This window comes from Pedobacter sp. AC379 (genome assembly GCF_979258145.1).
Map to the genome: position 1 here is coordinate 5,436,076 of NZ_OZ409839.1, position 26,399 is coordinate 5,462,474.

Sequence of the window (26,399 nt, forward strand, 5' to 3'; positions counted from 1 at the left end):
AACTATTATGAAAAAGGTATTGAGAAAAACGTGCTTACGTTATTTTTTAACAGTACTGGCACTTTGTTTATGCTTTTATTATGCTGGAGCACAAACTTTGATTAAAGGTAAAGTGGTAGATGCTTCCAATCAGCCACTGCCTGGTGTAACCATCACCAATACGAGCTCGAAAGATAAGAGCAAAACCATTTCTAACAGCAATGGCGAATTTAGCATCGCTGGAGAAAAAGGCAATAAACTTGAAATTACCATGGTGGGTTATACCAACCAACAGATTATTGTTCAAAACCAGGAAAAATTAAGTATTACCCTTAGCGAAAGCGACAATAAGCTTGATGAAGTGGTTGTAGTGGGTTATGGCACACAAAAGAAAATCAACCTATCGGGTTCTGTTTCAACGGTAACAGGCAAAACACTTACTGAGCGGCCTGTACCCAATGTTCAAAACTTATTACAGGGGCGGGTAAGCGGACTCGATGTTGTACAATCCACAGGTGAACCTGGCAGAGATGGTGCCAGCTTTAGGCTGCGTGGTTTTGGCTCTACTGGTGCTTCACCAAATCCTTTGGTATTAATAGATGGTGTAATTGGTACGATGAGTAATTTATCACCACAGGACATTGAAAGTGTAACCGTACTTAAAGATGCATCATCGGCATCAATATACGGTGCAAGGGCTGCAAATGGTGTAATATTGGTTAGTACTAAAAAAGGTAAGGCAGGCACCAATGTAATAGAATACAATGGCAGCTATGGCCTTAGTTATGCCACTAAATATCCTGACCTGATTACCAACTCGGTAACCTACATGGAAATGTACAATCAGGCAAAAGCAAGAAGCGGTCAGCCTGCACAATATACACAGGCACAGATTGATGCTTATAAAAATAACCCAAACAGCGAGCAATACCCGAATTTTGACTGGCTAGATTATGTTTTGGATAAAGGACCTATCCAAAACCACAATTTAGGTTTTTCGGGTGGCACCGATAAAAGCACTTATAATTTATCATTAAACTACCTCGATCAGGATGCGATAACAAAGGGTTATAAATACAACCGCTATAATGCTTTATTAGATTATACCAACCGGGTACACAAAAGAGTAAAAGTTGGTACCAACATAAATTTTTCATATGAAGATTTTAAAGCACCTTGGCTAACTAATGCAGATTTATTACTATTGGCCTACGCCTCTGCCCCTACGTTTAAGCCTTTTTTACCCGATGGGAGTGGAAGAATTACAGATAAAGATTTTACCACAAGTAGCGGTACTAACAGAACGGTTGAAGAAGTATATGCTACAGGTGGTCAGTTTACGAAAAACTATAATGTTAATGCACAAGCTTATGTAGATGTTGATATTATTAATGGTTTAAAATGGACCACAAAAGGTGCTATAACTTTTTTTAATCAAGATTACAGGCAGCGTCAGTTTGGCACACCATCATTTGCTTACCAACCAAATACCAGCGGTGTGTACGAATTAGTTGGAAATGGCAACCCTACTTTTGTTGGTTTACAACAAAGCTCTGCCAGAAACATTACCAAAACACTTTATAGTACGTTTAATTACAACACCACATTTGCCAATGCACATAATTTAAGCGCATTAGCCGGCTACGAACAACAAGATAACCGCAGCACCAGCATTGGAGGCAACCGCTACGATTTTCCGAACAATACCATTATGGAATTGAATGGAAGTTCTCCCATTAATCAAAGTTTGAGTGGCAATTCGTTCGAATGGGGTTTACAATCCTTATTTGGCAGGGTTAATTACGATTATAAAGGGAAATACCTTTTAGAAGGAATATCAGGTACGATGGTACCTCCAGAGTAGATCCAAGATACCGCTGGGGCACATTTGGTGGAGGATCGGCTGCCTGGAAAATATCTGAAGAAAGTTTTATAAAAGATAACATTTCATGGATAGACAATTTAAAATTGAGGGCATCTTATGGTGTATTGGGTAATCAGGAAATAGTTACTGAAGGAAACCCTAACTATTACCCTTACCAAGACATACTTTCACTAACAAGCTATCCATTTTCAACTTTAAATTCTGGAGTACAACTTCTTGGTATAAACACAAAAGATTTACGCTGGGAAAAAACAGCTATTGCCGATTTCGGTTTGGATTTCGACCTGTTTAAAGGTCTGTTCGGTGCAACCCTAAGCTGGTATAACAAAAACACCACCGATATATTGGCCCGCCGTGCAGATGTGCCTGCAAGCATGGGCGTAACCGCACCCGTTGTAAATGCTGGTGCCATGACAAATAAGGGGATTGAAATAGAATTAAGACACCAAAACAGAATCGGTGAGTTTACCTACGGTGCAAATTTTATATTTCACAGCTATAGAAATAAGGTAACCAAAGTATTGGCCGAAACACTCGGTACTTTTGAGGTGGGGCAACCATACAATAATTTCTTTGTTTACGATTGGATCGGTGTCTTCCAAAGCCAGGCAGAAATAGATGCTTCTCCAAAACAACCCAATTCTGGCGTATTAAAACCAGGCGATCTAAAAATAAGAGATGTGAGCGGTAATGGCACAGTTGGTCCTGAAGATCGGATCCGCATCAGCAGATTTCCCGATTACACCTATTCATTCAATTTAAATGCTGGTTATAAAGGCTTTAATTTAAGTGCATTTTTCCAGGGCGTACAAGGTCAAAAAGTTCAGGTAGATGGCTGGGGATACGAACCCTTCAGGCAGGGCTCTCCTCCTCCATCTAAATTTTTAAATGCATGGTCGCCAACCAACCCCAGTAATACCATCCCGGCAGTATACCTTACAGGTTATCAGGGGGTATCAGGTTACACATCAACGTATTTTATTCAGGATGCCTCTTATTTACGTTTAAAAAACCTCTATCTTTCTTATACCTTTCCGGAAGCAATCTCTAAAAAAATAGCTTCACAGGGCATTACCGTGTATGTATCGGGAGATAATTTAATTACCTGGACAAAATACGAAGGCAATGATCCGGAAAGAGCTGGTTCTGGTTCTTTCGCTCAGTTCCCTCAGCTCAGGATATATACAGCAGGTTTAAAGGTTAAATTTTAACCTGATAAAAAATAAGGGTAAAATATTTTGTACTTAAAAATATATAAGATGAAAACGAAACAAACCACCATATCTTTAATTATTCTGATCATAATTGGATTGTTTACCGCTTGCCAAAAAGATTTTCTGGATAAAAACCCTACATCAGCCATCTCTGCTGAGGTTTTTTGGAAAAGTGATGCAGATGTACAACTGGCACTGACAGGAGTATACAAGCGCTTGCAGAACGGCTTTTTAGGTCACCGCAAATTATGGCTCGATACCTATTCAGATAATGCACTGGACAGGCATTCTTTTTACGGCTTTGGTAACTTAACGCAAGGAATTGTAAACTCAAGTAACGTACCTTCGGCATTTTACGACATTCCATACCAGGGAATAGCAGGCTGCAATTACTTTTTAGATAATGTAGATAAGGCACCAACTGCCGAAGCCAGCAAAACAATTTACAAAGCTGAAGTACGCTTTTTAAGAGCCATGTTTTATTTTGAGCTCGAACAGGCATTTGGTGGAGTAATTTTATACAAAAGCGTGCCTGCATCAGTTGAAGCGGCAAAAATTAAACAAAGCACAAAAGAAGAGGTTTTAAAGTTTGTACACGATGAACTGGATTTTGCTATCGCTAATCTACCTGATGTAGTATATAACGGCCATGCTGTAAAAGGAAGCGCTCAGGCCCTGCAGGCCAAAGTTTACCTTGCCGAACAAAACTGGCCAAAAGCAGTAGAATTTGCAAACGCCGTAATTACCGGAGGCAAATATCAGATTTACCAGGGAGGCTACTCCAACCTTTTCCTTACCGCTACACAGCAAAGCAATCCCGAAATTATATTCTCTACTAAATATCTTTCGCCTAACAACCCACAGGGCAATGAAGGTGTATTGGTAGAAGTGGCTTGGTATGGCTCAATAGCTCCTTACCAAAACCTGGTTGATGAATATGAAATGGCCAACGGAAAAATGATTGCTGAAACTGGCTCAGGTTACAATGCTGCAAACCCCTACGCCAACAGGAATCCCCGTTTAAAATTTACCATAACAGTACCTACAGAGAAATACATTAATCCAGATGGATCGGAGTTTAAAGAAACAGACCCCCTTTTAACCACTTATGTACAAAAGAAGTATATCGATTTATCAAAACTACCATTCGACAGGACTAAAATTCCGGTTACCGATCAAAACATTATCCATCTCCGTTATGCCGATGTACTATTGATGTTTGCTGAAGCCAAAAATGAAGTAAGCGGCCCGGATTTAACCATTTATGATGCTTTGGATGTCATCAGAACAAGAAAAAGTGTAGAAATGCCCCGCGTAGATCAAACCGTTTACAACACCAAGGATAAACTAAGAAATTTTATCCTTCATGAAAGAAGAATTGAGCTTGCGCTTGAAGGACAACGTTATTATGATCTTAAAAGAAGAAACCTTATGGATACCAAATTGACGCCGCTTAAAAATCCGGCAGGAGTACCTTTAAAGTTCGGAGAGAAAAATAATGTGCTGCCATTTCCTCAAGGTGAGCTGGATAAAAATAAACAGCTACAGCAAAACCCACTTTATTAATCAACCAAATATGATTAGTACAATAGATATTGTAATTACCATCTCCTATATATTGTTTATTGTAACCATAGGACTGTGGACAGGCACGCGCAAAAAAAAGAATCAGGAAACCACAAGTGGCGAATATTTTTTGGCAGGTAAAAGCCTTAAATGGCCAATGATTGGGCTTGCCCTCTTTGCTACCAACATCTCCTGTCTGCATTTGGTAAGCCTTGCCCAAAGTGGGTTCGATTCGGGCCTGTTAAATGGCAATTTCGAATGGATGGCTGCTTTTACACTCATCCTTCTGGCTTTGCTGTTTATCCCTTTTTATATCCGCTCGGGCATTTCTACCCTACCCGATTTTTTAGAACGCCGTTATAACCGCGCCTGCAGAGATTGGCTCGCCTTTATTTCCATCTTATCAGCCATTATTATTCACATTGCCTTTTCCTTTTTAGCAGGCGGTATAGTACTCGAAACCTTATTTGGCATCCCGATGTACACCAGCATTGTCGTAATTGCAGCTTTAACAGGTTTATACACCATTATTGGTGGTTTAAAAGCCGTTGTAGTTACCGAAACCATACAAAGTTTGGTATTAATAACCGGTGCAATTATTATTACTGTATTTGCATGGAACAAAGTAGGTGGCTGGCACGAAATGACTGCGGTTTTACAACGCGAAAACACAATGGATAAACTCAGCATGATACGCCCTGTTGGTGATAAAAGCGGCATGAGCTGGGTTGCCGTATTTTTGGGCTATCCGGTATTGGGTATCTGGTACTGGTGTGCGGATCAAACTATAGTACAAAGGGTATTGGGTGCAAAAGATGAAAACCATGCCCGTGTAGGCGCACTATTTTGCGGTTTCATTAAAATTTTACCTGTTTTCATTTTTGTGCTACCAGGTTTATTTGCTTATGCACTATACAAATCAGGTACAATGGATTTATCAAGCTTACAAACTACCGGTACAAACGGCGAAGCTGTTTTAAACACCAAAGGCATTTACACCTTAATGATTACTCAGCTTTTACCAAAAGGATTGGTTGGGATACTGGTAGCGGCACTTCTATCGGGATTAATGAGTCAGATAGCAGGAGCACTAAACTCTATTGCCACCCTAAGCAGCTACGATTTATACAAACGTTTTAAACCAGCAACTACCGATCAGCAACTGGTAACCGTTGGGCGTTGGAGTGCAGGCATAGCCCTGGTATTATCTATCGCATTATTGCCATTGCTAAACAGTTACCAAAGTTTGTTTGAGGGTATAAATGATGTAATTGCACATATTGCCCCACCCATTACCTGTGTATTTCTTTTAGGGGTTTTCTGGAAAAAAGCATCTGCAAAAGCAGCCCAGTACACCTTGCTTATTGGCTCTATCCTTGGCGTTGCTGTATTTATTGTAAATAAGGTTTATGGTACCGGAACCTTCATCGGCGGGATTCCATTTATGATGATGGCCTTTTATCTTTTCTGTGCATGTGTAACCATACAGGTAATTTTTTCTTATTGCTATCCCGTTAAACACACCGCACAAAGCGAAGTATTGTATTGGAAATCGATCTGGGAACCCTTACAAAGTAAAGGGTGGACGGGTATAGGCAATTACAAATTTTTATCGGTGGCACTGCTGGCCATTATGGGTATTTTATATGTGTATTTTAAATAAGATTGATATGAAAAAAAATCTTTTAATACTGCTTGCATTAACAGCATTTCTCAGTGTTGGTGCACAAACAAAAAATATAAATTCATCACCCATAAACAATTTTATGGATAAACGCTTCGGCATGTTCATCCATTGGGGGCCGGTAAGTTTACGTGGCACCGAAATTGGCTGGAGCCGTGGCGATCAGGTTGGGATAGAAGATTACGACAACTTGTACAAAGAATTTAACCCCGTATTGTTTAATGCAGATGCGATTGTGAAAACTGCAAAAGATGCTGGCATGAAATACCTCACCATTACCGCACGTCACCACGATGGCTTTTGTTTATGGCCAAGTGCTTTTACGGATTATGATATTGCCAATACCCCTTACAAAAAAGATATTGTAGGCGCATTGAACGAGGCTTGCAAGAAACAGGGAATCAAATTTTGCATCTATTATTCCGTATTGGATTGGCACCATCCCGATTACCCTATTCACTCGGCAAAAAACCAAACCATTGATCCCAAATCGGATATGGACCGTTATAGAACGTACATGAAAAATCAGTTAAAAGAACTGATAACCAAATATGACCCTTATATGCTTTGGTTTGATGGACAATGGGAAAAACCCTGGACAGATGAAATGGGAAAGGATCTGTATGCTTACCTCAAAACATTAAAACCTGATATTATTATTAATAACCGTTTGGGAAAAGAATTTGCAGCGATGGAAAATAAAAATATTGATGTTGCTAAAATGGTAGGCGATTACGATACACCAGAGCAAGTGGTAGGCAAACTTAACATGACAACACCTTGGGAAAGCTGCTTTACCATTTGTGAGCAATGGGCCTGGAAACCCAACGATAAAATGAAGACTTTAAAACAATGCCTGGAAATTATTTCGAAAACAGCAGGCGGAAACAGTAATCTGTTACTAAATGTGGGGCCAATGCCTGATGGCCGCATTGAAGCCAGGCAAACTGAACGCCTGAAAGAAATTTGCAATTGGTTAAAAATTAATGGAGAGGCCATTTACGGTACATTAGGTGGCCCTTACCAACCCAACAATGATTATGCAACAACCAGAAAAGGCAACAAAATTTACCTGCATATATTCAATACCAATTTAGCTAAGCTGAGCTTAAAACAAATTCCAAACCGACAGGTAAAAAAAGCATACTTATTGAATAATCAAGCGGTCGACTTTAAAATAAATGAAAATATTGCTGTTCAGCTTCCAGCCAATCAAACCGCGCTACCCGATTATATTGTTGTACTCGAATTGGATGGCAACCCAGAAGATATTCCTGTAATTAACTAAAGCTATATGATTATATGAAAAATCTGAAAACAATCTATCTATGGCTTTTGGCTCCAATGTTAGTCCTGTTTGCCTGTAATTCATCAGTAAAAACAGATTCGTCAGCAACCCCGGTACGCTACGGGAGCATAACAGGATTGAAACCGGATAAAGTTGCCGATTACAAGAAACTCCATGCGGCAGCATGGCCAACGGTACTTAAAAAAATAAGTGAGTGCAACATCCGCAATTATTCTATTTATTTAAAAGATATAGATGGAAAACCCTACCTGTTCAGCTACTTTGAATATACCGGGAAAAATTTCAATGCAGACATGAAGAAAATGGCGGCCGATACAACTACCCAACGCTGGTGGAAAGAAACTGCACCAATGCAAATCCCACTACCTGATGCTGCCGCCAAAGGAGAAACATGGAGCAATATGGAAGAAGTATTCCACCACAATTAATCTGATTTATTAATGTTTATTATTGGGCTATGGTAAAAGTGGCATTTAATATCTGGTAAATTTTTATTTATATTACAAAACACAATGTACAATGTATAATTAGGCTCCAGTTAGTAAATAAGCACTAATCAATTGGCTCAAATTAGTTATTGCTATTGCCTAACCAATCAAAACAACACAATTAATGAAGAAATTATTAAACCTATTCTTGATCATAACAATTGCCTATCAACTTAATGCACAGATAACTGAGCGTGCTCGCCCGGAAAGCTGGAAACAACTGGTTAAAGGAGGAGCTTTTAAAGATCGGTTTCTGCCCATGCCAGATGGAAAATTGAGTAGCGATACCTGGGGTGATAAAAATGTTGTACCAAGGTATGTAGATAATGGCATTGAAGATCGTAAGCGATCTTACTGGTGTGGTGATATTATTAAAGTACAGGATAATTTATACCATTTGTATGTAAATGGATGGAAAGAAAGTGCTCCCAAAGGGCATTTTGAATGGCCAAAATCAATAATTTACCATGCAACATGTAAAAACTCTTTCGGCCCTTTTGTTATCAAAGATACCATTGGTTATGGCCACAATGTAGATGTTTTTAAAGCTAAAGATGGTAAACTGGTACTATACGCCATAGATAAAAATTACACCGCAAATAACGAAGATGGCCCCTGGACCGAAGGAAAATTTGATTTTGACCGAAGAGACCGGCGGATTATTGAAGGGCTTTCCAACCTCACCTTTGCGCAAAGAGCAGATGGTTCTTACCTTATGGTATGTAGAGGTGGCGGAAGTTGGGTAAGCAAATCGGGGTTATCAACCTATTATCAAATATCGAATAAAACCGCCTATCCTAACATAAAAGGAGAATTTGAGGATCCTGTTATTTGGCGCGACCATATTCAGTATAACTTAATTGTAAACGATTGGCTTGGCCGAATTGCCTATTACCTGCGATCAAAAGATGGTGTAAATTGGGTTACAGATGCTGGTGAAGCTTACGTTCCGGGCATATCTTTTCATAAAAACGGATTGATAGAAAACTGGTTTAAATATGAAAGAATACGTGTTTTTCAAGATCAATATGGTAGAGCAACTCAAGCAAATTTCGCTGTAATTGATGCACAAAAAGAAGAAGATTTTGCGAATGACAACCACAGTTCCAAAAATATTGTAATTCCGCTAAATCCAGGTGTACTGCTTACCACACTCACAAAAAATTTTCCTAATGATAAAACCAAAAATATTAAGATAAAAGTTAAAGCCGAAAAAGATTTTAATCCCCAAACCGATATCGACCTTAAATCGTTGCGTTTTGGTGCATCTGATGCTGTAAATTTTGGTAAAGGAGCTAAAATAATTGGTACAGAAAAATCAGGTAAAGATCTTATTCTGATTTTTAGCACAACCGGTTTAGCTTTAACCAAAGATGAATTTGCACCAAAATTACTCGGCAAGTACCGATCTGGAAAAACACTTTTCGGCTACACTCGCGTACCCTGGGTAAAGTACGAAGAAGCCATTTTAAGTGCAAGAAAACCAGTTTTCAAAAATAATTCAAATCTACAAACAACAGAAATAACCATAGAAAATTTCGGTTTAAATACATCGGTACCGAGCAAGATTGAACTTTATGCCACAATTGCCAATAAGCAGCAATTAATTACAAAAGGTGAAATTCCCCACATTGAAAAATACGCAGCATTTACCAAAACACTGCCAACAAGCTTTGCCTTCGAAAAAGGTCAAAATTATGATTTCACACTATATATCATCACTGATGATAACAGATCGACCTTTAATTTCAGAGCCATGCCTAAAATCAATTAAAACCCAAAAACAAGCTAAAACTAATCTGCTATTATCCTGTTCTATACTAGCAATTTAATTTAAGATTATGGAAAGCACAAAAGACAACAACGAAAATCTGGGTGATAAAAATGCAGATAACAGTGCCGATAAAAGCAATATGCCCGATCAGCAGGTGCCACGCCACCGCAGCAATGATAACGAAACGCAAAATACGGTAGAAACCGAATCAGGCAATTTAGGCAGAGATTTCGGAAAAGGCGATTTCGGTTCGGAAGAAGCACGAACAGATGCCGAAAAAGGCAACAAAGGCCATGCAGGGAATATGCCGGATAGCACAGAAAAATAAAAGCCCCCGATATAAACCGGAGGCTTTTCCTAACAACTAAAAAATAACACCTATGGTGGTGTTTTATCCAACTTTAAAAGCAGGAGCAACATCATCAATACAAGTACATGTTACCTGTAAATCTTTAATGATTCCTGTTTTTAAGCTATAAACCCAAGCATGTACAGAAAGCTCCTGGCCATTTGCCCAGGCACTTTGTACAATTGAAGTATTGGTTACATTTGCTGCACCTTCAATAGCGTTCAGTTCAACCAAACGATCAAAACGCTGATCCTCATCTTCAATCGCCGCCATTTCACTTTCGTGCGTACGGTATACATCGCGGATGTTTCTCAACCAGTTGTCGATTATACCAACCTGTTTGTTACCCAAGGCCGCTTTAACACCACCACAACCATAATGGCCGCAAACAATTACATGTTTTACTTTCAATACATTAATAGAATAATCAAGTACCGAAAGTAAATTCATATCAGTATGCACCACTACATTGGCAATATTTCTATGTACAAAAATATCACCAGGGCGGGTATTCGTAATCTGGTTGGCAGGTACACGGCTATCAGAACAGCCTATCCACAATACAGGCGGACTCTGGCCTGCAGAAAGTTTATCAAAAAAGGCAGGATCCTTGTCTATTGTATCCTTAACCCAATCCTTATTGCCTTGTAACAAGTTATCGTAAGTAATATCTTGTGTTTCTATTGTTTTTGCGCACATAACTATATTTTATTAATTTCTTCTTTTACTTTAATATTTAATTTTGGTACTGTATAATGTTTCTGGATGTTCTCCAGGGTTACAATAATACCTTTTGTATAGGCATTATGTTTGTAATTAAAAATGGTTTCCAATACATCAGGATCTATGTACCTGGCGTTCGAACCATCAATAGTTACATTTGTTTCTTTAGGGATATTCGTTAAAACTACCTGTATTGCTGCTTTATTTAAAAATGAAACCTCTTCTGCCAGTTTAATCCTTATATTCTTTTTGTCGCCTTCGTTCGTAATTCTGTAAAAGAAGGGGTTACGCATGTTGGTACGCAATAAATAAAATATCGAAACCAACATACCAATGGCCACTCCTTTTAATAAATCGGTAAACAACACCGCAACAACTGTAATTACAAATGGCACAAACTGATCCCATCCTTTATGGTACATGTGCTTAAACAAGCTGATGCGAGTTAATTTATAACCCGTTACCAAAAGAATTGCTGCCAAACACGACAATGGAATCATGTTAATTAAACCCGGAATAAACAACAGGGATAACAATAACCAGGTTCCATGGAAAATTGCCGACATTTTTGTTCTTCCTCCAGCATTTACATTGGCCGAACTCCGTACAATTACCGATGTCATGGGTAAACCACCAACCATTCCACTGGTGATGTTGCCTATCCCCTGCGCAATCAATTCTCTGTTTGTTGGCGTAACACGCTTAATCGGATCAATCTTATCTACCGCCTCAATACTGAGCAAGGTTTCTAAACTGGCTACAACAGCAATGGTTATAGCCACAATATAAACGTTTTTATTAGCCAGTTGCGAAAAATCGGGCATGGTAAACAAACCTAAAAATTCACCGAATCCGCTTACTACAGGTATTTTCACCATTTGATCGGGCCTTAAAGGATGATCAGTACCAGCAAAAATTATAGTACCAATAATACCCAAGGTTACCACAAGCAATGGTGCCGGCACAATTGCCAATTTAGGAAATTTAGGCCAGATGATAAGAATGGCTATCGATAATAAGCTGATTACTACAGCAGCCAAACTAAAATGGCTTATTGCTGCAGTAATTGCAGAAAAAGTATTTTCGTGATCTTGTTGAAAGAAACCTTCATCGCCTGTAAAATCAGTATCAACACCTAATGCATGCGGCAACTGTTTTAAAATTAAAATCAGTCCGATTGCAGCAAGCATGCCTTCAATTACACTTGATGGAAAGTAGTTACCAATTGTTCCGGCCTTAACCAGGCCTAAAATTAATTGGAATACCCCTGCCAGCACAACAGCAAGTAAAAAGGTTGGATAGCTACCCAAAGAGGTAATAGCGCCCAAAACAATAACGGTTAAACCTGCTGCGGGGCCACTTACGCTCAGTTGCGAGCCGCTAAATGAGGCCACTACAATACCACCAATAATACCGGTAATTAAACCGGCAAATAATGGCGCACCCGAGGCAAGTGCAATACCTAAACACAATGGCAGGGCCACCAAAAACACTACAATACTTGATGGTAGATCTTTCTTTAAATTCTTTTTAAGAATATATTTCTTCACGTCCGAACCTGAAAAGGCCGGGTTAAACTTTTGCATAACGATATAATTATCTGGTAAATTTTAACGAATAAATCGTTGGGGAAATTTTAAAAAGCGATCACAGATCACAATGATTATATCGTGCAGGTATTTAAACACGGCATATACCATCATAGCTGGTTACTCACCAAAAAGATTACCCCAATAAAAACTGACTAAATAAAGTTAGGCGGTGGTGTTGGTACCGTAGGATGATATGGATCTACATATCTTTTGAAATGTTCAATAAAACTGCTCTTCAAAAAGAAATGACTTGAAGAGAACTCGTAAGAAAAAATAGGATGGTTAAGTTCAACAAGCTTAAAATCGGTAAACTTTGCGGTATCTTTGGCGGTATCCTTTCCGCCATCATGCTCTAACTCAATTTGCATGATTACAGCGTTCATGATTTCCTTATCAATACTCGTACAAAAAACCGGTGCACCAGATATACCCATCTTCGCCATGAAGATGAACATGAATGATGTAACGATTAAATACTTGTATTTCCTTAAAAACATCTACTAATTCTAATGTTGTTCTAATACTAACGGTTACAAAAATAAACGGATAATTGGTTTTTCAATGCTTTAGGCTGTAAAAAAAATGTAATTATATCGTAAATCTTAGTTTGTAGCTTATAAAAAAGGCTTTTATTTATCTTTTGAAACATCATGGCTTGGTTATCATCGGCCAGCGCAGCCCTGCCAATTGCTTAATCTTTCTGGCAACTTTCATTTCAAAATTAAAATCAAACCAGGCCAAAACGGATACCGCTGCTGTTTAATTAACATCGGGCATAGTTCAAGGATAAATAACCTGGTGCAAACCTTGCATTACCGTTAGTAATTTTTAATTTTAAATTCTCATAGCTTCAGCAATGGATAAAAAAATAGCATTACTTAAAGATAAGATTAACCAGGCCAACCTAGGTGGCGGACAAGCGCGGATAGACAGTCAGCATAAAAAAGGCAAACTTACAGCCCGCGAACGCATTCATTTTTTAATGGATGAAGGTAGCTTTGAAGAAATCGGGATGATGGTTACCCACCGCAGCACCGATTTCGGCATGGAACGCGAAAAATATCTTGGTGATGGTGTAATAACAGGCTATGGAACAATCAACGGAAGGTTAACTTATGTTTTCTCTCAGGATTTTACCGTATTTGGCGGTTCACTTTCCGAAACCCATGCAGAAAAAATCTGCAAATTAATGGATATGGCCATGAAAAATGGTGCACCTTTAATTGGTTTAAATGACAGCGGTGGTGCCCGTATCCAGGAGGGTGTTGTTTCATTAGGCGGTTATGCAGATATTTTTTATAAAAACGTGCAGGCATCCGGTGTTATCCCGCAGCTATCGGCCATTATGGGCCCATGTGCCGGAGGTGCAGTGTACTCGCCCGCCATTACCGATTTTATTTTAATGGTAGAAAACACTTCATATATGTTTGTTACCGGCCCAAATGTGGTTAAAACAGTAACACATGAAGAAGTAACCTCAGAAGAATTGGGCGGCGCAACCACACATGCCACAAAATCAGGCGTTACGCACTTTGCCTGTGCCAACGAAATTGAAGCCATTAACCACGTAAAACGCTTACTCAGTTATATGCCTCAAAACTGTGAGGAAATTGCCGATCATTTACCATACGAAACCGCTGATGAAAGCAGGCCGGAGCTGAATACCTTTATGCCCGAAAATGCTTCACAGCCATATGATATCCGCGAAATAATTACCACTGTTACCGACAGTGATAGCTTTTTGGAAGTACATGCCGCCTATGCAGAGAATATTGTAGTAGGTTTTGCCCGCCTTGCAGGAAGAAGCATTGGCATAGTGGCCAATCAGCCAGCCTATTTAGCAGGTGTTTTAGACAGCAATTCATCAAATAAGGCCGCAAGGTTTGTCCGCTTTTGCGATTGTTTTAACATCCCTTTGCTTGTATTTGAAGATGTTCCGGGCTTTTTACCAGGTACAGATCAGGAATGGAACGGAATTATCACCAATGGTGCAAAATTATTGTATGCCTTTAGCGAAGCCACTGTACCGCGCATCACAGTAATTACCCGAAAAGCTTATGGCGGAGCTTACGATGTAATGAACAGCAAACACATTGGTGCAGATATGAATTACGCCTGGCCAAGTGCCGAAATTGCGGTTATGGGTGCTAAAGGTGCCGCAGAAATTATTTTTAAAAGAGAAATCAATTCAGCAGAAAAACCCGAAGAAAAGTGGCTCGAAAAAGAAAAGCTCTACTCCGATATCTTTGCTAACCCTTACCGTGCGGCAGAGCGTGGCTTTGTTGATGAAGTAATTGAACCCGCCCAAACCCGTGTAAAGTTGATAAAAGCTTTTAAGATGTTAGAAAATAAGGTAGTGAACAGCCCAAGAAAAAAACACGGAAATATACCTTTGTAGAAATAGTATATAGTCATAAGTGCATATTCAGCTAGTATAGCAACCCGCCCACTAACACTTATGACTGTTGACTTCTGACTCAAAAACCAACATGCAGATTACTCCCCAATTATCACGGACAGATATTTTACTCATGGCCTTTTGCACAGGCCTCATTGTTGCAAACATTTACTATTGCCAACCATTGGTGATCTTAATTGCGAAAGATTTTAAGCTCAGCGAAACCGATGCCGGAAAAATCACTTACCTCACACAAATTGGTTATGCCCTTGGCCTTTTCCTATTGGTACCACTTGGCGATATGTTTGAGCGCAAGAAACAGATTCTCATGATTACTGGTCTGGCTATTTTTGCCTTACTTGTGGCGGCAGTTTCGCACACTTTCTTTCTACTCGAAATTGCTTCCATATTAATCGGAACATGCTCTATTGTACCACAATTAATTTTACCATTGGCAGCCAACTTAAGCACCGATGAAAACCGTGGTGCAAATATCGGCATGATTATGAGCGGGTTATTGGTGGGCATTTTAGCCTCACGCGCGGTAAGCGGAAGCATTGGCTTTTGGTTGGGCTGGCGTGCTGTTTATTATATCGCTGCTGCCATTTGTGGGTTACTAATCATTTTAATGGCCAAACGTTTCCCTAAAAGTTACCCTGCCTTTAAAGGAACATATAAAGAATTAATGCGCTCGATGTTTGGCTACATCAAAACCCAGCCTGCTTTAAGAGAAACATCGATTATTAACTTTTTGGCCTTCGCCATAATCAGTGCCTTCTGGACCACCATGGTGCTTTTCCTCGCCAATCCACCCTTTAGTTTTCAAACTTTACAGATTGGGTTATTTGGAATTGCCGGAGCTGCAGGCGCATTGGCGGCACCATTGGTTGGTAAACTGAGCGATGGTAACAATCCACGTAAAAACCTGATGATTGGCTTTATCCTGCAAATTGTAAGCATTGCCTTATTCTATTTTACAGGCAGCCACTTATATCTTTTTGTAATTGGCATTGTATTGATCGATATTGGCCAGCAGGCTATCCATGTTACTAACCAAACCCGGATTTACACTTTAATACCTGAAGCAAGAAACCGGTTAAATACCATTTTTATGTCGGTTAGTTTTATTGGCGCAAGCTGTGGGTCGGCACTCGGTTTATGGCTCTGGGATCAGGGTGGATGGGCTTTATTCTGCTACGGGATGACGGGTATAATAATCCTTAACATATTAATTTACCAATTTTACGGAAGAAAAAATAAATCCATTAATTAATAAAAATACATGAAATCTAAAAACGCAATCAAAACACTTTCAATTCTCTTATTCTCTTTAGTTTTTGCAGGCCAGTTAAAGGCGCAAGACAGTACACATGTAGAACAACAAACAGAAGTTAAATCGCTGAACAAAATAAGGCTTACCTTATTGGGCATTAGTTATGAGCGTGAACAAAAAATTGATAGACTGGCCACCTTATATTTTGCCGGAGGTATAGGTGCTTCCTTTGCCATCCAAACAGAGGATTATGGCCTTATTGCTAAAACGAATACCTATTTTAATATCTCTCCAAACATTAATGCAGGGTTTAGGCGCTACTATAATTTTGACAAAAGAAATAAAAAAGGAAGGAAAACGGCCAACAATGCCGCCAACTATTACGGCTTGGATGTTTCGGCATACTTTAAACCGCTTTTAAACAATGATTATTTTGGTAATGGTGAGATTGGAATTACTCCGCAATGGGGGTACCAACGAAGTATTGGCAAAAAAATAAATTTTGAATTGATGCTAGGTCCAACCGTTCGCTTAAGCGCCTTTGATCCATACTTTGGGGTTGACGGCAGAATCGGTTTTAGCTTTTTATTATAACGATGGTTCAAATTGAGCAAATATTTCCTTCTTTAACCTGGCGGATCAGGCATGAAACCATGTATCCTGATCAACCCTTTGATTTTGTAAAACTACCAGATGATTTTAATGGCATCCATTTTGGATTGTATCTTGATCATAAATTAACAGGTGTAGTTTCCGTATTTAATGATGGAGATGTTTACCAATTCAGGAAACTGGCCATTCTTCCTACAGCACAAAAGACTGGTTTAGGTTCGCAATTGCTGGAATATATCATTGATTTTTGTAAAATTCAAAAAGCGACAAAACTATGGTGCAATGCCCGTGTAAATGCTAAAGAATTTTACTTTAAATTTGGCTTCCACGAAACCGATAAAACCTTTTTTAAAGATGGGTACGATTTTGTGATCATGCAATTAATATTAAATTACGAAGAACCCCCAATACGCGAAGATCACAAAGAAATTTAATTTTGTGCCCCCTGGTGCTTTGGTGGTAAAACAAATAACATATGGCTAAGAAAAAAGACGACGAAAAAAAGAAACATACTCCGGTAGTAACAAAAAAATCGCTACAATTTCTGGAAGAATACATTAATAACCCAGCGCCTACCGGTTACGAATGGGAAGGGCAAAAACTTTGGTTAAACTATTTAAAACCATATATCGACGAGCATTTTATAGATAATTATGGCACAGCAGTAGGTGTAATTAATCCTAAAGCAGCTTTTAAGGTAGTTATTGAGGCGCATGCTGATGAAATTTCGTGGTATGTAAATTACATCACCAGCGATGGTTTAATTTATGTAATCCGCAACGGTGGTTCTGATCATCAGATTGCGCCTTCAAAACGCGTAAACATCCACACCGAAAAAGGCCTGGTAAAAGCAGTATTTGGCTGGCCGGCCATCCACACCCGCCATGGTGAAAAAGAACAGGCTCCTGAACTTAAAAATATATTTTTAGATTGTGGTTGTACTTCAAAAGAGGAAGTAGAAAACCTGGGCATCCATGTAGGTTGTGTAATTACTTACGAAGATGAGTTTATGGTATTGAACGACCGCTATTATGTTGGTCGCGCTTTAGATAACCGTGTAGGTGGCTTTATGATTGCCGAAGTTGCACGTTTATTAAAAGAAAACAAGAAGAAGCTTCCGTTCGGTTTATACATTGTAAACTCTGTACAGGAAGAAATTGGTTTGCGTGGGGCAGAAATGATTGCACATCGTATTAAACCTAATGTGGCTATCATTACCGATGTAACCCACGATACCACTACCCCAATGATTAACAAAAACATTCAGGGCGATTTATCTGCCGGTAAAGGCCCGGTGGTTTCTTATGCGCCAGCCGTGCAAACCAACCTGAATAAACTGTTAATTAAAACTGCAGAAAAAAATAATATTCCATTTCAGCGTCAGGCTTCATCGCGCTCTACCGGAACAGATACTGATGCCTTTGCCTACTCAAATGGGGGTGTTCCATCAGCATTAATTTCATTACCGCTACGCTATATGCATACCACTGTAGAAATGGTGCATAAAGAAGATGTTGACAATGTAATCAGTTTAATTTACGAAAGTTTATTAAACATTACCGATGGTCATGATTTCAGGGAATTTAAATAATGGAAAAAGTAAACCATAAAAAAATCATCATCAGAACCTTTTTAAAGCTTTTGCTGATGATTTTGATCATTTTTACGCTAAACTCATGGCCAAGCATAAAACAAAGCATGAACGGTAATGCACCGCCACTTGCTTACTGGCTCGACCATAGTTTTAAAATAAGCAACATTATCCTCATTTTAGGGTTTACAGCTTATTTCTATTATAAAGATTTAACAGATCAAAGAGAATTGATCGAAAAAGAAAATCGACAAATTTAATTTTTAATATCCGAGCAAGATTAGTTGCTAAAGAAGTCAAGTTTTAATGGCCATGCGCTATAAAAACTTGACTTCTTTTATTTAAAAGGCATTTTACAATTTCACTACAATCATTTTTAGAACATTTTACATCTTATTTGTTTAAGCATATAGTTATGAAAAAACTTGTATTAATTCGCCACGGACAAAGCGTTTGGAACCTCGAAAACCGTTTTACCGGTTGGACGGATGTAGATTTATCAGAAAATGGTTACCAGGAAGCAAAAAAGGCAGGTGAAATTTTAAAAAAGCATGGTTATAATTTCAACATCGCTTTTACATCGCTATTAAAACGGGCTATTAAAACATTACACATCATTTTGGAGGATCTTGATCACCTTTGGATCCCCGAACATAAAAGCTGGCATTTAAACGAGCGTTTTTATGGTGCTTTACAAGGCCTGAACAAGGCAGAAACTGCAGAGAAATATGGAGCAGATCAGGTATATAAATGGAGAAGAAATCCTGATGAAGAACCTCCACAAATTACCAAAGATGATGAACGCTATCCTGGGAACGACCTCCGTTATCAACTCTTAAAACCCGAAGAATTGCCCTTAACCGAAAACTTAAGCGATACCATTGCAAGGGTATTGCCTTATTGGAACGAGCGCATTGTACCCGCCATAAGCAAAAACGAAAAAGTAATTATCAGCGCACATGGCAATAGTTTACGGGCACTGATTAAATACATCGATAACTTATCAAACGAAGAAGTTACCGCTTTAGAAATCCCTACAGGGGTGCCGCTGGTTTACGAACTGGATGATAACCTGCAAAAAATCAGGCATTATTATCTTGAATAAATACTAAAAGAAGCTTTATTTATAAAAATACCGTCATTTGAGGGAGGAAAACGAGAAGTAAACCATCATGCTAGATATTTTTGCTTAAAAGATTGCTTAGTTAGCTGAAAAACTTCTGCGAATTAACAGCACATAGAGTAATTTTATACCAATTTCACCTACTTATCTCCTCGTAGAGAAAAATTCTTGCCAACTATACCAATTAAAACCTTAAGCACTGCGTTTATTGTTATTAATACTTAAAATTATATTTACATTGTTTGCGTTATTATAACAATTAGTTTATCCTTATTATGAGATCAAATATTAGAAGCATCGATCTCTCAATTATCTGCGATGGTCATTGGGATGTTGTGTTCGACCACGTTGGTCTGGGTTTTTGGGAGTTAAGTGTAGCCACTGGAATACTCCGCTCAACCAGGTCGTTTAAAGAAAATTTTGGGTACCCGCCAAATGCTGTTTTAAGTTATGAAACCGTTTTAGGCTTAATTTTACCAGAAGATCTTGACCATGTTCAAGACGAAATTGAATTGACAGTAACCAGAGAAAAAAGCAGTTACAATGTGCTTTACCGCATCCGCCGTCCTGATGGTGAAATCAGATGGATTAAAGCGGATGGAATACTATCTCAGCAAGATGGCGAAAGTTTAAAACTAATCGGAACAACTTTAGATGTTACCGATTTAAAGCAGTCTGTTTCTTAATTATAAATCATCAATTTCAATCCACACAGGTCCGTGGTCGCTTGTTTTTTCCCATCCCCTAACTTCCCTGTCTACTCCTGCCGATTTTAAGCGATCGCTAACCTGTGGGCTCAGCAAAAAATGATCAATCCGTAACCCTGCATTCCTTCCGTATGCATTGCGGAAATAATCCCAAAAGGTGTAAATTGTTTCATCAGGATATAACTTTCTGATGGCATCTGTATACCCCTGCCCTATTAAATTTTTAAAGGCCAAACGTGTTTCTGGTCTAAACAAAGCATCCTCCACCCAGCGTTCGGGTTTATAAGCATCGAGTTCTGTTGGAATTACATTGTAATCTCCAGCCAAAACCACAGGCAAATTGTAGGTGAGTAATTTGGCAGCATGGGCAGTAAAGCGCTCAAACCATTGTAATTTATAATCAAACTTTGGCCCCGGTGCCGGGTTGCCGTTTGGCAGGTACAAACAGCCAATAATTACATTGTTTACCATAGCCTCAATGTACCGGCTATGCAAATCTTCAGGGTCGCCGTCTAACCCACGCCTTAATTCCTTTATTTCTAAATTTTTGGCCAATATGGCAACACCGTTCCAGCTTTTCTGTCCGTGCCAAATGGCATTATAACCAGCATCTTTAATGGCCTGTTCAGGAAATTTTTCTTGCGGTGCTTTTAGTTCCTGCAAACAAACTACATCGGGTTGGGTTTCTTCGAGCCAGCGCAATAAAACAGGCAAGCGACCATTAACTCCATTTACATTATAAGTTGCTATCTTCATTTTATAAATCTCAGTATTAAAACGCCAAATTGAAACCAAGTGTTTCAACTTACCATACTAAAGCTACAATTTTAGCAATAAAATTTCTTTTGAGTTAAAAAACTATGACTTATAAAAAATTTGCAACTATCTTGCAGTATATTAAATTATCCCGTAAGTACCCATGTTCAAAGCAGTTTTAAATATCCCTCCTGCAGAACCAAAGGATATCCGTTGGTTTTATGATCGCTATGCGGCAATGTTGCTTGGCTACATTAATGGCATTGTTAAAGACAAGCAGCAATCAGAAGATCAATTGGTTAAAATCCTTACCTCTTTTACCCAGGATTTTGTGGCGGCAGAAAAAAGCAATCAGCACATCTGGCTTGAGTTGCGCCAGTATGCACAAAACAGGTTAAATTCGGCTGTACTATCAGATCGTCAGCTTATTCAAAAACAATCTGTTAGCGAGCCAGGCTTAGCATCGCTTGATGATTTGCAGAAAATAGTTTTTAAAGCCGTGTACTATCACGGAAAATCAATTTCACAACTGGCCATAAGCTTAAATTATGGAGAAGAGGAAATACGTAACCAATTAAAATTAGCAATTGATAAAATGAGGAGGGCCCGTGGAAATTAAAAAATTAATGGAAAGCGGTTTAATGGAAACCTATGTAATGGGTATTGCAACCGAAGAGGAAATTCAGCAGGTTTTATCATTAACAAAAACACACCCTGAATTTAAAAATGCTTTAGATCAATTAGAGTTTGATATGGAAACATTGGCGCAAAGCATGAGCATCGATCCACCTGCCGGAACTCTGGAGAAAATTGAACAGGAGATTAACCAAATTCAACGCCGTAACCAAGCTTTACAGGCCGAACCAGAGCCAGCATTCAGGTACGATAACAGAGAGCAGGAATATGCCAAACAAGAACGCTATATCGAGGTAGAATCAGAATCTAACCAGATGCGGGTTAATAAAGCCTGGAAATGGGCATTTATAGCTGTTTTTGTATTGGGAAAGATATTTTTGGCTACTGCAATTTATTTTTACCTGGAAAACAGACAGGCGCAGGAGCAAATAAATGAACTGAAAATAGAATTGAAGCAAAAGCTAAGGTAATATTGAAAAATTGAGTAGAATAACCTCGCCTTTTTAAAACCAATAGTTAATTGAACTGTTTAGTAGATAAGATTCATTCATGTTTGAGCGCATGTTTGAGTTTAGATATAGGGATAAGCTAATTACTTATCCCTTTTTTAATATTTAAACTCATTATTTTTTAGATAGCTGTAGAATTTTGAATTGAGCTTAGCAATAAAACTAGGCTGCCATGCCAGATTTATAATTTTTAAGCATCTTTTTCAAAAGTCCTCTGGCCACATGTATTTTGGTTTTAACAGTACCAAGGGGAATATCCAGTTCTGCAGCAATTTCATGGTATTTATACCCTTCAAAATAGCGGCAGAAACAAAAGCGGCAATCTTCTGGCAATGCATTTAATGATTTTTGAATATCTTCCATCATAAACTTAGCAGTTCCGGCATTGCTTGATGCACTGGGGGCCAACTGTAAAGAAGTTAAATCTTCTTCCTGCTGGATCATTTCGTTTTTCCGCTTTAATTTATAATAATGATTAAGGAAGGTATTTTTTAAAATGGTAAAAAGCCATGCCCTAACATTACTGCCCATTTCAAACTTGGCCGAAAACCTAAATGCTTTCATAAAGGTATCCTGAACCAGATCGGCGGCATCGTCTTCATCACGAGTGTATGCTAATGCCCGTTCGAAAAGTGGCTGGCGATATTGGTAAATGTCGCAATTGAAATTTAATGTTTCCATGTTGGTTTTGGGATTGATGTAAATGTTCAACAAACGGTAACATGCAATGTTATTTGTAGAAATACCCGATTTTTTACGGTTTATTTAAAACACCGTAAAATGAACCCCAAAACCACCAAAATTGTTAAGAAATGTACCCGTTCCGCATCACAAAACGGACTAAAGATGCTGAGTTTTTGGTACCCGTTTTATTGATTAAAGCCTCCCTTTGGCTCTCAACTGTACGCCTGCTGAGGTACAATTTATCTGCAATTTCCTGGTTGGTTAAACCATCTGCTATGAGTTGTAATACGTTAATTTCGCGCTCAGAAAAATTAATTTCTCCGTTGGTTTTTTGCGACAGCATATTTAATTGGGTGTTAAAACGCTCCAAAATTGAGATGCATAAATTAGATGAAAGGTACCGTTTTCCCTTCATTACATGTTTAATGCAAAACAGCAGTTCATCTTCTTCAATATCTTTAGAGAGGTAAGCAAAAGCTCCTGAAATAAAGGCATTTGAAGCATATTTTTCATCATCTAAAATAGAGAGAATTACAATTTTTGTATTGTATCCATGTGCCTTAACTGCACTAATTAAACCTAAACCATCAAGGTTCGGCATGGCCATATCAGACAAAACAATATCAGCCTTTATTCCTTTTTCCAAAAGTGCTAAAACACCTAAACCATCAGATACTTCTGCTACAACTTTTATCCCATCATGTTTTTCTATAAGTGCTTTTAGAGAGGTGCGGATAATATGGTGATCGTCTACAAGAATAATGTTAATCATAATTCAAATATAACTTACGCCATTTTAAAATTAAAAACGGCTACTTCGGAAGCTCGATATAGAAGGTGGTTCCGACACCAATTTTGCTCTTAAACCAGATTTTTCCCTGATGCAAATCTACAATCGACTTGATTATGCTCATTCCAAAACCTCCGGATTCTTCGCCCTTTAAACCCGGCCTTAAAGTTTCAGGCAAATGATCAAATAGTCCTGCCTGCAACTCATCCGGTATCCCTATGCCATCATCAGTTACGGTGATTAGAACCGTTTTTTCCAATTCTTCGGCATGCAAACCAATGTAACCGTTATCGGTTGTAAATTTTAAGGAGTTTGAAATTAAATTATTAATTACCTGCAAAAACTTCATGCTATCCAGGCGCAGGTAAATTTGCTCGGCAGAGCTGGTAAACTGTATATTTTTGGTTTTGCCCAATTTAGATCGCTTGTAAAAACGCACCACATCCCTAAGCTCCCAAACGAGATCGGCGCGCTCCTTGCCAATTTCTATTACTGATGATTTAAGAAACTCCCGATTAATCATACTCCTTACCAAGAGCAGGTTGCGCTCGCACATATCCTTAATAAAACTTAACGAATTCACCATCCGTTCATCGCCCATTTGTGCAATGCTATCTTCCATTGATGATGCTGTTAATTTCATCATTCCAAGTGGCTCCTTCAAATCATGCGCCAGCACCTCAAGGGTTATGTTCTTTCTGGCGTTAATTTGCTCAATATGGATTTTATTGTGCCGCACTACAGTAGTATCTTCTACAGTACCAATCATCCGCGCTCTGCCTGCATCAGCAACAGCAAATACCGTTGTACGCACATACTTTTCTCTACCTTTAAAAGTGAGGCGGAACTCATATCTCTTTTCTTTTTCATTTTCTAAACATTCTTCATAACATGAAAATACATGCGCTGTATCTTCAGGATGAATCCGCTCCAAAAGTACTTGTGGATTAGTATAAATATCATCTGGTGTTGTTTCCCAGATTGCAGCCAAGGATTTATTCAGGTAAGAAAATTTCTGTTGATCATGTTCGTAAATAAAGTAGCCATCAACAGACAAATCGCCAAGTTTGCAAAAAAGCTCGTTATTTAATTCGATCATAGATTTAGTGTTTGATAATTTGTACACGAGGATGGTTATGAACCTTCTGAGCAACCTAATCAGAAACGCAGCAGGCCGTAAAATGTTTTATATAAAAAAATTACGTAAAACGGGTTTACAATTAATCGCCATTTTAACCTAAATTATAGATATACAGCTGGCTTTTACAGAGATATTAACATTTTCCACACGATGTGTAAAATTATTTTGCATAACAAAACTAACTATTGCCTAAATTGTTAAGCATAAAGGAAAGACAAAAAAGTCCTGTGAGCGGGAGATCCGCGGAGGGCAGGCACACCATAAAAAGAGGAATATCTTTTATCAATATAGCCATCATTACAGGTGGCTATTTTTATTTCGGGGCTGCTTACTTTAACACCACTTTTTTGCCCGTTTTGGCAGAGATTTTAGCCGCCTCCAAAATGCTAACTACAATTAAGTTATTGGCTAAAGAGGATAAATCATTTGTTGGGTTAATTTCGCCTTTTAATATTGCTGATAGATAATTTAAATGATTGGCATATACTGGCGGTAATGCTTTTGCTGCATATACCTTATAATCTTCCTTCCCGTTTTTCCTTCCCCTTAAATCTTTTTCGTTTACCGCTTGTATATATCCTGTTGCGCCAAACACTTCCATATCTTTTATGCTAAACGGCCAGTTCCACGAGGCCTCAATAATGCCGGTGGCACCAGGGTATTCTAATAAAATTGTGGCATCATCATCCACATTCGGATAAATATTTTTTTTAATCTGGTGCGTAACTGCTGTAACAGAAACGGGTGCTTTACCATCCATTAACCAGGTCATTAAATTTGCACCATAGCAGCCAAAATCCACCAATGCACCTCCACCGTTTTTAGCGGGATCAGTTAACCAGCTTAAAAACTCCTTACTTACACCAATTTCCTTTGGTCCTTCATGCCCATCATGTACAATTATTTTTCTTAAGGTGCCTATGCTATTGGTTTCTTTAACATTTTTATACACTTCCTGGTTACTGGGATACCAGGTGGTTTCGTAATTGGTAAGCACATGCACCTGATACTGTTTGGCCAGTGCCGCCATTCTTTCTGCTTGTTTAACCGTTACCGCCAAAGGTTTTTCTACCATTACCGATATGCCAAGCGGAGCAGCAGCTTCTACCACGGCTAAATGATCGCTTATGGCATTATAGGCCAGTACAACATCTGGCTTCTTTTTCTTTAATAAATCAACCAGGTTAGTATAAAATATACTGTCGGGAATTTTGTAGCGTGTTTTAAACTTGTTTACCAGTTCAGGATTACTTTCTGCAATACCGATGATATTAACCTCTGCCTTTTGGTAACTGTTCATAATGAGATACACATGATCGTGGTTTAACCCGGCAATTGCCACATTTAATTTCTGTTGCGCACAAACAGTAAATAAAGAAAATACAAAGCAGGCAACTAAGCTACTTAAGCTTAATAAATAGTTGTTTCGGTTAATAATCATGACTTCTAATTTCTATTGATAATTACCAATTTAGAAATTTATAAAAGCATAGATGTTAACACCCAAAAATATTACAGAGTTTAGAATAGGGAGGTGAGAAACAATTGATTCAACTTAAAGGGTGAGTGGTAAAAAAAATAAAATCTAACGGGATGATTAGATCACTCACATTAAG

Annotated in this window: 24 protein-coding genes and 1 pseudogene; 17 read left to right on the forward strand and 8 right to left on the reverse strand. The window is 38.5% G+C overall.

Going from position 1 to position 26,399, the window contains the following annotated elements; genetic code table 11:
* Window positions 1–7 precede the first annotated feature (7 nt).
* From ACZZZW_RS23380 to ACZZZW_RS23410, 7 genes and pseudogenes are all read left to right on the forward strand, one after another.
* Window positions 8–3,075 (forward strand): annotated as a pseudogene (locus ACZZZW_RS23380) (SusC/RagA family TonB-linked outer membrane protein).
* A gap of 48 nt (window positions 3,076–3,123) precedes the next feature.
* A complete protein-coding gene (locus ACZZZW_RS23385; protein ID WP_463497089.1) occupies window positions 3,124–4,644 on the forward strand; it encodes a RagB/SusD family nutrient uptake outer membrane protein in 1,521 nt (506 codons plus the stop codon).
* A 10-nt stretch (window positions 4,645–4,654) separates the two neighbouring features.
* Window positions 4,655–6,307 (forward strand): sodium:solute symporter, encoded by a 1,653-nt coding sequence (locus ACZZZW_RS23390; protein ID WP_463497092.1) that lies wholly within the window; start codon window positions 4,655–4,657, stop codon window positions 6,305–6,307.
* A gap of 7 nt (window positions 6,308–6,314) precedes the next feature.
* Window positions 6,315–7,616 carry an alpha-L-fucosidase gene (locus ACZZZW_RS23395; protein ID WP_162235822.1) on the forward strand — a complete coding sequence of 434 codons (1,302 nt, stop codon included), beginning with the start codon at window positions 6,315–6,317 and terminating at the stop codon, window positions 7,614–7,616.
* Window positions 7,617–7,630: 14 nt separating this feature from the next.
* Window positions 7,631–8,065: an L-rhamnose mutarotase gene (locus ACZZZW_RS23400; protein WP_082458845.1), complete on the forward strand. Its 435-nt coding sequence runs from the start codon at window positions 7,631–7,633 to the stop codon at window positions 8,063–8,065.
* Between the two features lie 184 nt (window positions 8,066–8,249).
* The gene (locus tag ACZZZW_RS23405; protein ID WP_463497097.1) at window positions 8,250–9,899 is read left to right on the forward strand and encodes a glycoside hydrolase family protein; all 1,650 of its coding nucleotides are present in this window, start codon (window positions 8,250–8,252) and stop codon (window positions 9,897–9,899) included.
* Between the two features lie 67 nt (window positions 9,900–9,966).
* Window positions 9,967–10,227 carry a hypothetical protein gene (locus ACZZZW_RS23410; protein ID WP_463497100.1) on the forward strand — a complete coding sequence of 87 codons (261 nt, stop codon included), beginning with the start codon at window positions 9,967–9,969 and terminating at the stop codon, window positions 10,225–10,227.
* Window positions 10,228–10,290: 63 nt separating this feature from the next.
* On the opposite strand, the gene can is transcribed toward ACZZZW_RS23410, so the two are convergent.
* From can to ACZZZW_RS23425, 3 genes are all read right to left on the reverse strand, one after another.
* On the reverse strand, window positions 10,291–10,947 hold the full coding sequence (gene can / locus ACZZZW_RS23415; RefSeq protein WP_055909989.1) for a carbonate dehydratase: 657 nt from the start codon (window positions 10,945–10,947) through the stop codon (window positions 10,291–10,293).
* Between the two features lie 2 nt (window positions 10,948–10,949).
* Window positions 10,950–12,557, reverse strand: a complete 1,608-nt coding sequence (locus ACZZZW_RS23420; RefSeq protein ID WP_055909992.1) for a SulP family inorganic anion transporter — start codon at window positions 12,555–12,557, stop codon at window positions 10,950–10,952.
* 158 nt (window positions 12,558–12,715) lie between these two features.
* Window positions 12,716–13,018, reverse strand: a complete 303-nt coding sequence (locus ACZZZW_RS23425) for a hypothetical protein (protein WP_235526092.1) — start codon at window positions 13,016–13,018, stop codon at window positions 12,716–12,718.
* A gap of 401 nt (window positions 13,019–13,419) precedes the next feature.
* Here ACZZZW_RS23425 and ACZZZW_RS23430 point away from each other — a divergent pair, with 401 nt between their 5' ends.
* From ACZZZW_RS23430 to ACZZZW_RS23465, 8 genes are all read left to right on the forward strand, one after another.
* Entirely contained in the window at window positions 13,420–14,961 is a 1,542-nt protein-coding gene (locus ACZZZW_RS23430) for an acyl-CoA carboxylase subunit beta (RefSeq protein ID WP_055909996.1), read from the forward strand.
* Between the two features lie 91 nt (window positions 14,962–15,052).
* Complete coding sequence (locus tag ACZZZW_RS23435) at window positions 15,053–16,234, forward strand: MFS transporter (protein ID WP_463497107.1); 1,182 nt, start codon at window positions 15,053–15,055, stop codon at window positions 16,232–16,234.
* 9 nt (window positions 16,235–16,243) lie between these two features.
* Entirely contained in the window at window positions 16,244–16,828 is a 585-nt protein-coding gene (locus ACZZZW_RS23440) for a hypothetical protein (RefSeq protein ID WP_463497109.1), read from the forward strand.
* Window positions 16,829–16,830: 2 nt separating this feature from the next.
* The gene (locus ACZZZW_RS23445) at window positions 16,831–17,280 is read left to right on the forward strand and encodes a GNAT family N-acetyltransferase (RefSeq protein ID WP_055910002.1); all 450 of its coding nucleotides are present in this window, start codon (window positions 16,831–16,833) and stop codon (window positions 17,278–17,280) included.
* Between the two features lie 41 nt (window positions 17,281–17,321).
* On the forward strand, window positions 17,322–18,437 hold the full coding sequence (locus ACZZZW_RS23450; RefSeq protein ID WP_055910004.1) for a M42 family metallopeptidase: 1,116 nt from the start codon (window positions 17,322–17,324) through the stop codon (window positions 18,435–18,437).
* Window positions 18,437–18,697 (forward strand): hypothetical protein, encoded by a 261-nt coding sequence (locus tag ACZZZW_RS23455; protein ID WP_055910006.1) that lies wholly within the window; start codon window positions 18,437–18,439, stop codon window positions 18,695–18,697. Before ACZZZW_RS23450 ends, ACZZZW_RS23455 begins: the two co-directional genes overlap by 1 nt.
* Before the next feature lie 155 nt (window positions 18,698–18,852).
* Window positions 18,853–19,542, forward strand: coding sequence for a 2,3-diphosphoglycerate-dependent phosphoglycerate mutase (gene gpmA, locus ACZZZW_RS23460; protein ID WP_055910008.1), 690 nt, complete (start codon window positions 18,853–18,855; stop codon window positions 19,540–19,542).
* 293 nt (window positions 19,543–19,835) lie between these two features.
* On the forward strand, window positions 19,836–20,246 hold the full coding sequence (locus ACZZZW_RS23465) for a PAS domain-containing protein (protein ID WP_055910011.1): 411 nt from the start codon (window positions 19,836–19,838) through the stop codon (window positions 20,244–20,246).
* Here the strand turns inward: ACZZZW_RS23465 and xth are convergent, their stop codons facing one another.
* Window positions 20,247–21,023, reverse strand: a complete 777-nt coding sequence (gene xth / locus ACZZZW_RS23470; protein WP_055910018.1) for an exodeoxyribonuclease III — start codon at window positions 21,021–21,023, stop codon at window positions 20,247–20,249.
* Between the two features lie 163 nt (window positions 21,024–21,186).
* On the opposite strand from xth, the gene ACZZZW_RS23475 reads away from it, so the two are divergent.
* Window positions 21,187–21,642, forward strand: coding sequence for a sigma factor-like helix-turn-helix DNA-binding protein (locus ACZZZW_RS23475; protein WP_055910021.1), 456 nt, complete (start codon window positions 21,187–21,189; stop codon window positions 21,640–21,642).
* Entirely contained in the window at window positions 21,632–22,129 is a 498-nt protein-coding gene (locus ACZZZW_RS23480) for a hypothetical protein (protein ID WP_055910025.1), read from the forward strand. Before ACZZZW_RS23475 ends, ACZZZW_RS23480 begins: the two co-directional genes overlap by 11 nt.
* Before the next feature lie 201 nt (window positions 22,130–22,330).
* On the opposite strand, the gene ACZZZW_RS23485 is transcribed toward ACZZZW_RS23480, so the two are convergent.
* The 4 genes from ACZZZW_RS23485 to ACZZZW_RS23500 all read right to left on the reverse strand — a co-directional run bounded on the left by ACZZZW_RS23485 (window position 22,331) and on the right by ACZZZW_RS23500 (window position 26,224).
* Entirely contained in the window at window positions 22,331–22,849 is a 519-nt protein-coding gene (locus ACZZZW_RS23485) for an RNA polymerase sigma factor (RefSeq protein WP_055910028.1), read from the reverse strand.
* A 124-nt stretch (window positions 22,850–22,973) separates the two neighbouring features.
* Window positions 22,974–23,624, reverse strand: coding sequence for a response regulator (locus tag ACZZZW_RS23490; protein ID WP_463497121.1), 651 nt, complete (start codon window positions 23,622–23,624; stop codon window positions 22,974–22,976).
* 40 nt (window positions 23,625–23,664) lie between these two features.
* On the reverse strand, window positions 23,665–24,741 hold the full coding sequence (locus tag ACZZZW_RS23495) for a PAS domain-containing sensor histidine kinase (RefSeq protein ID WP_055910034.1): 1,077 nt from the start codon (window positions 24,739–24,741) through the stop codon (window positions 23,665–23,667).
* Window positions 24,742–25,111: 370 nt separating this feature from the next.
* Entirely contained in the window at window positions 25,112–26,224 is a 1,113-nt protein-coding gene (locus tag ACZZZW_RS23500; RefSeq protein ID WP_463497125.1) for a Gfo/Idh/MocA family protein, read from the reverse strand.
* Window positions 26,225–26,399: the final 175 nt, after the last annotated feature.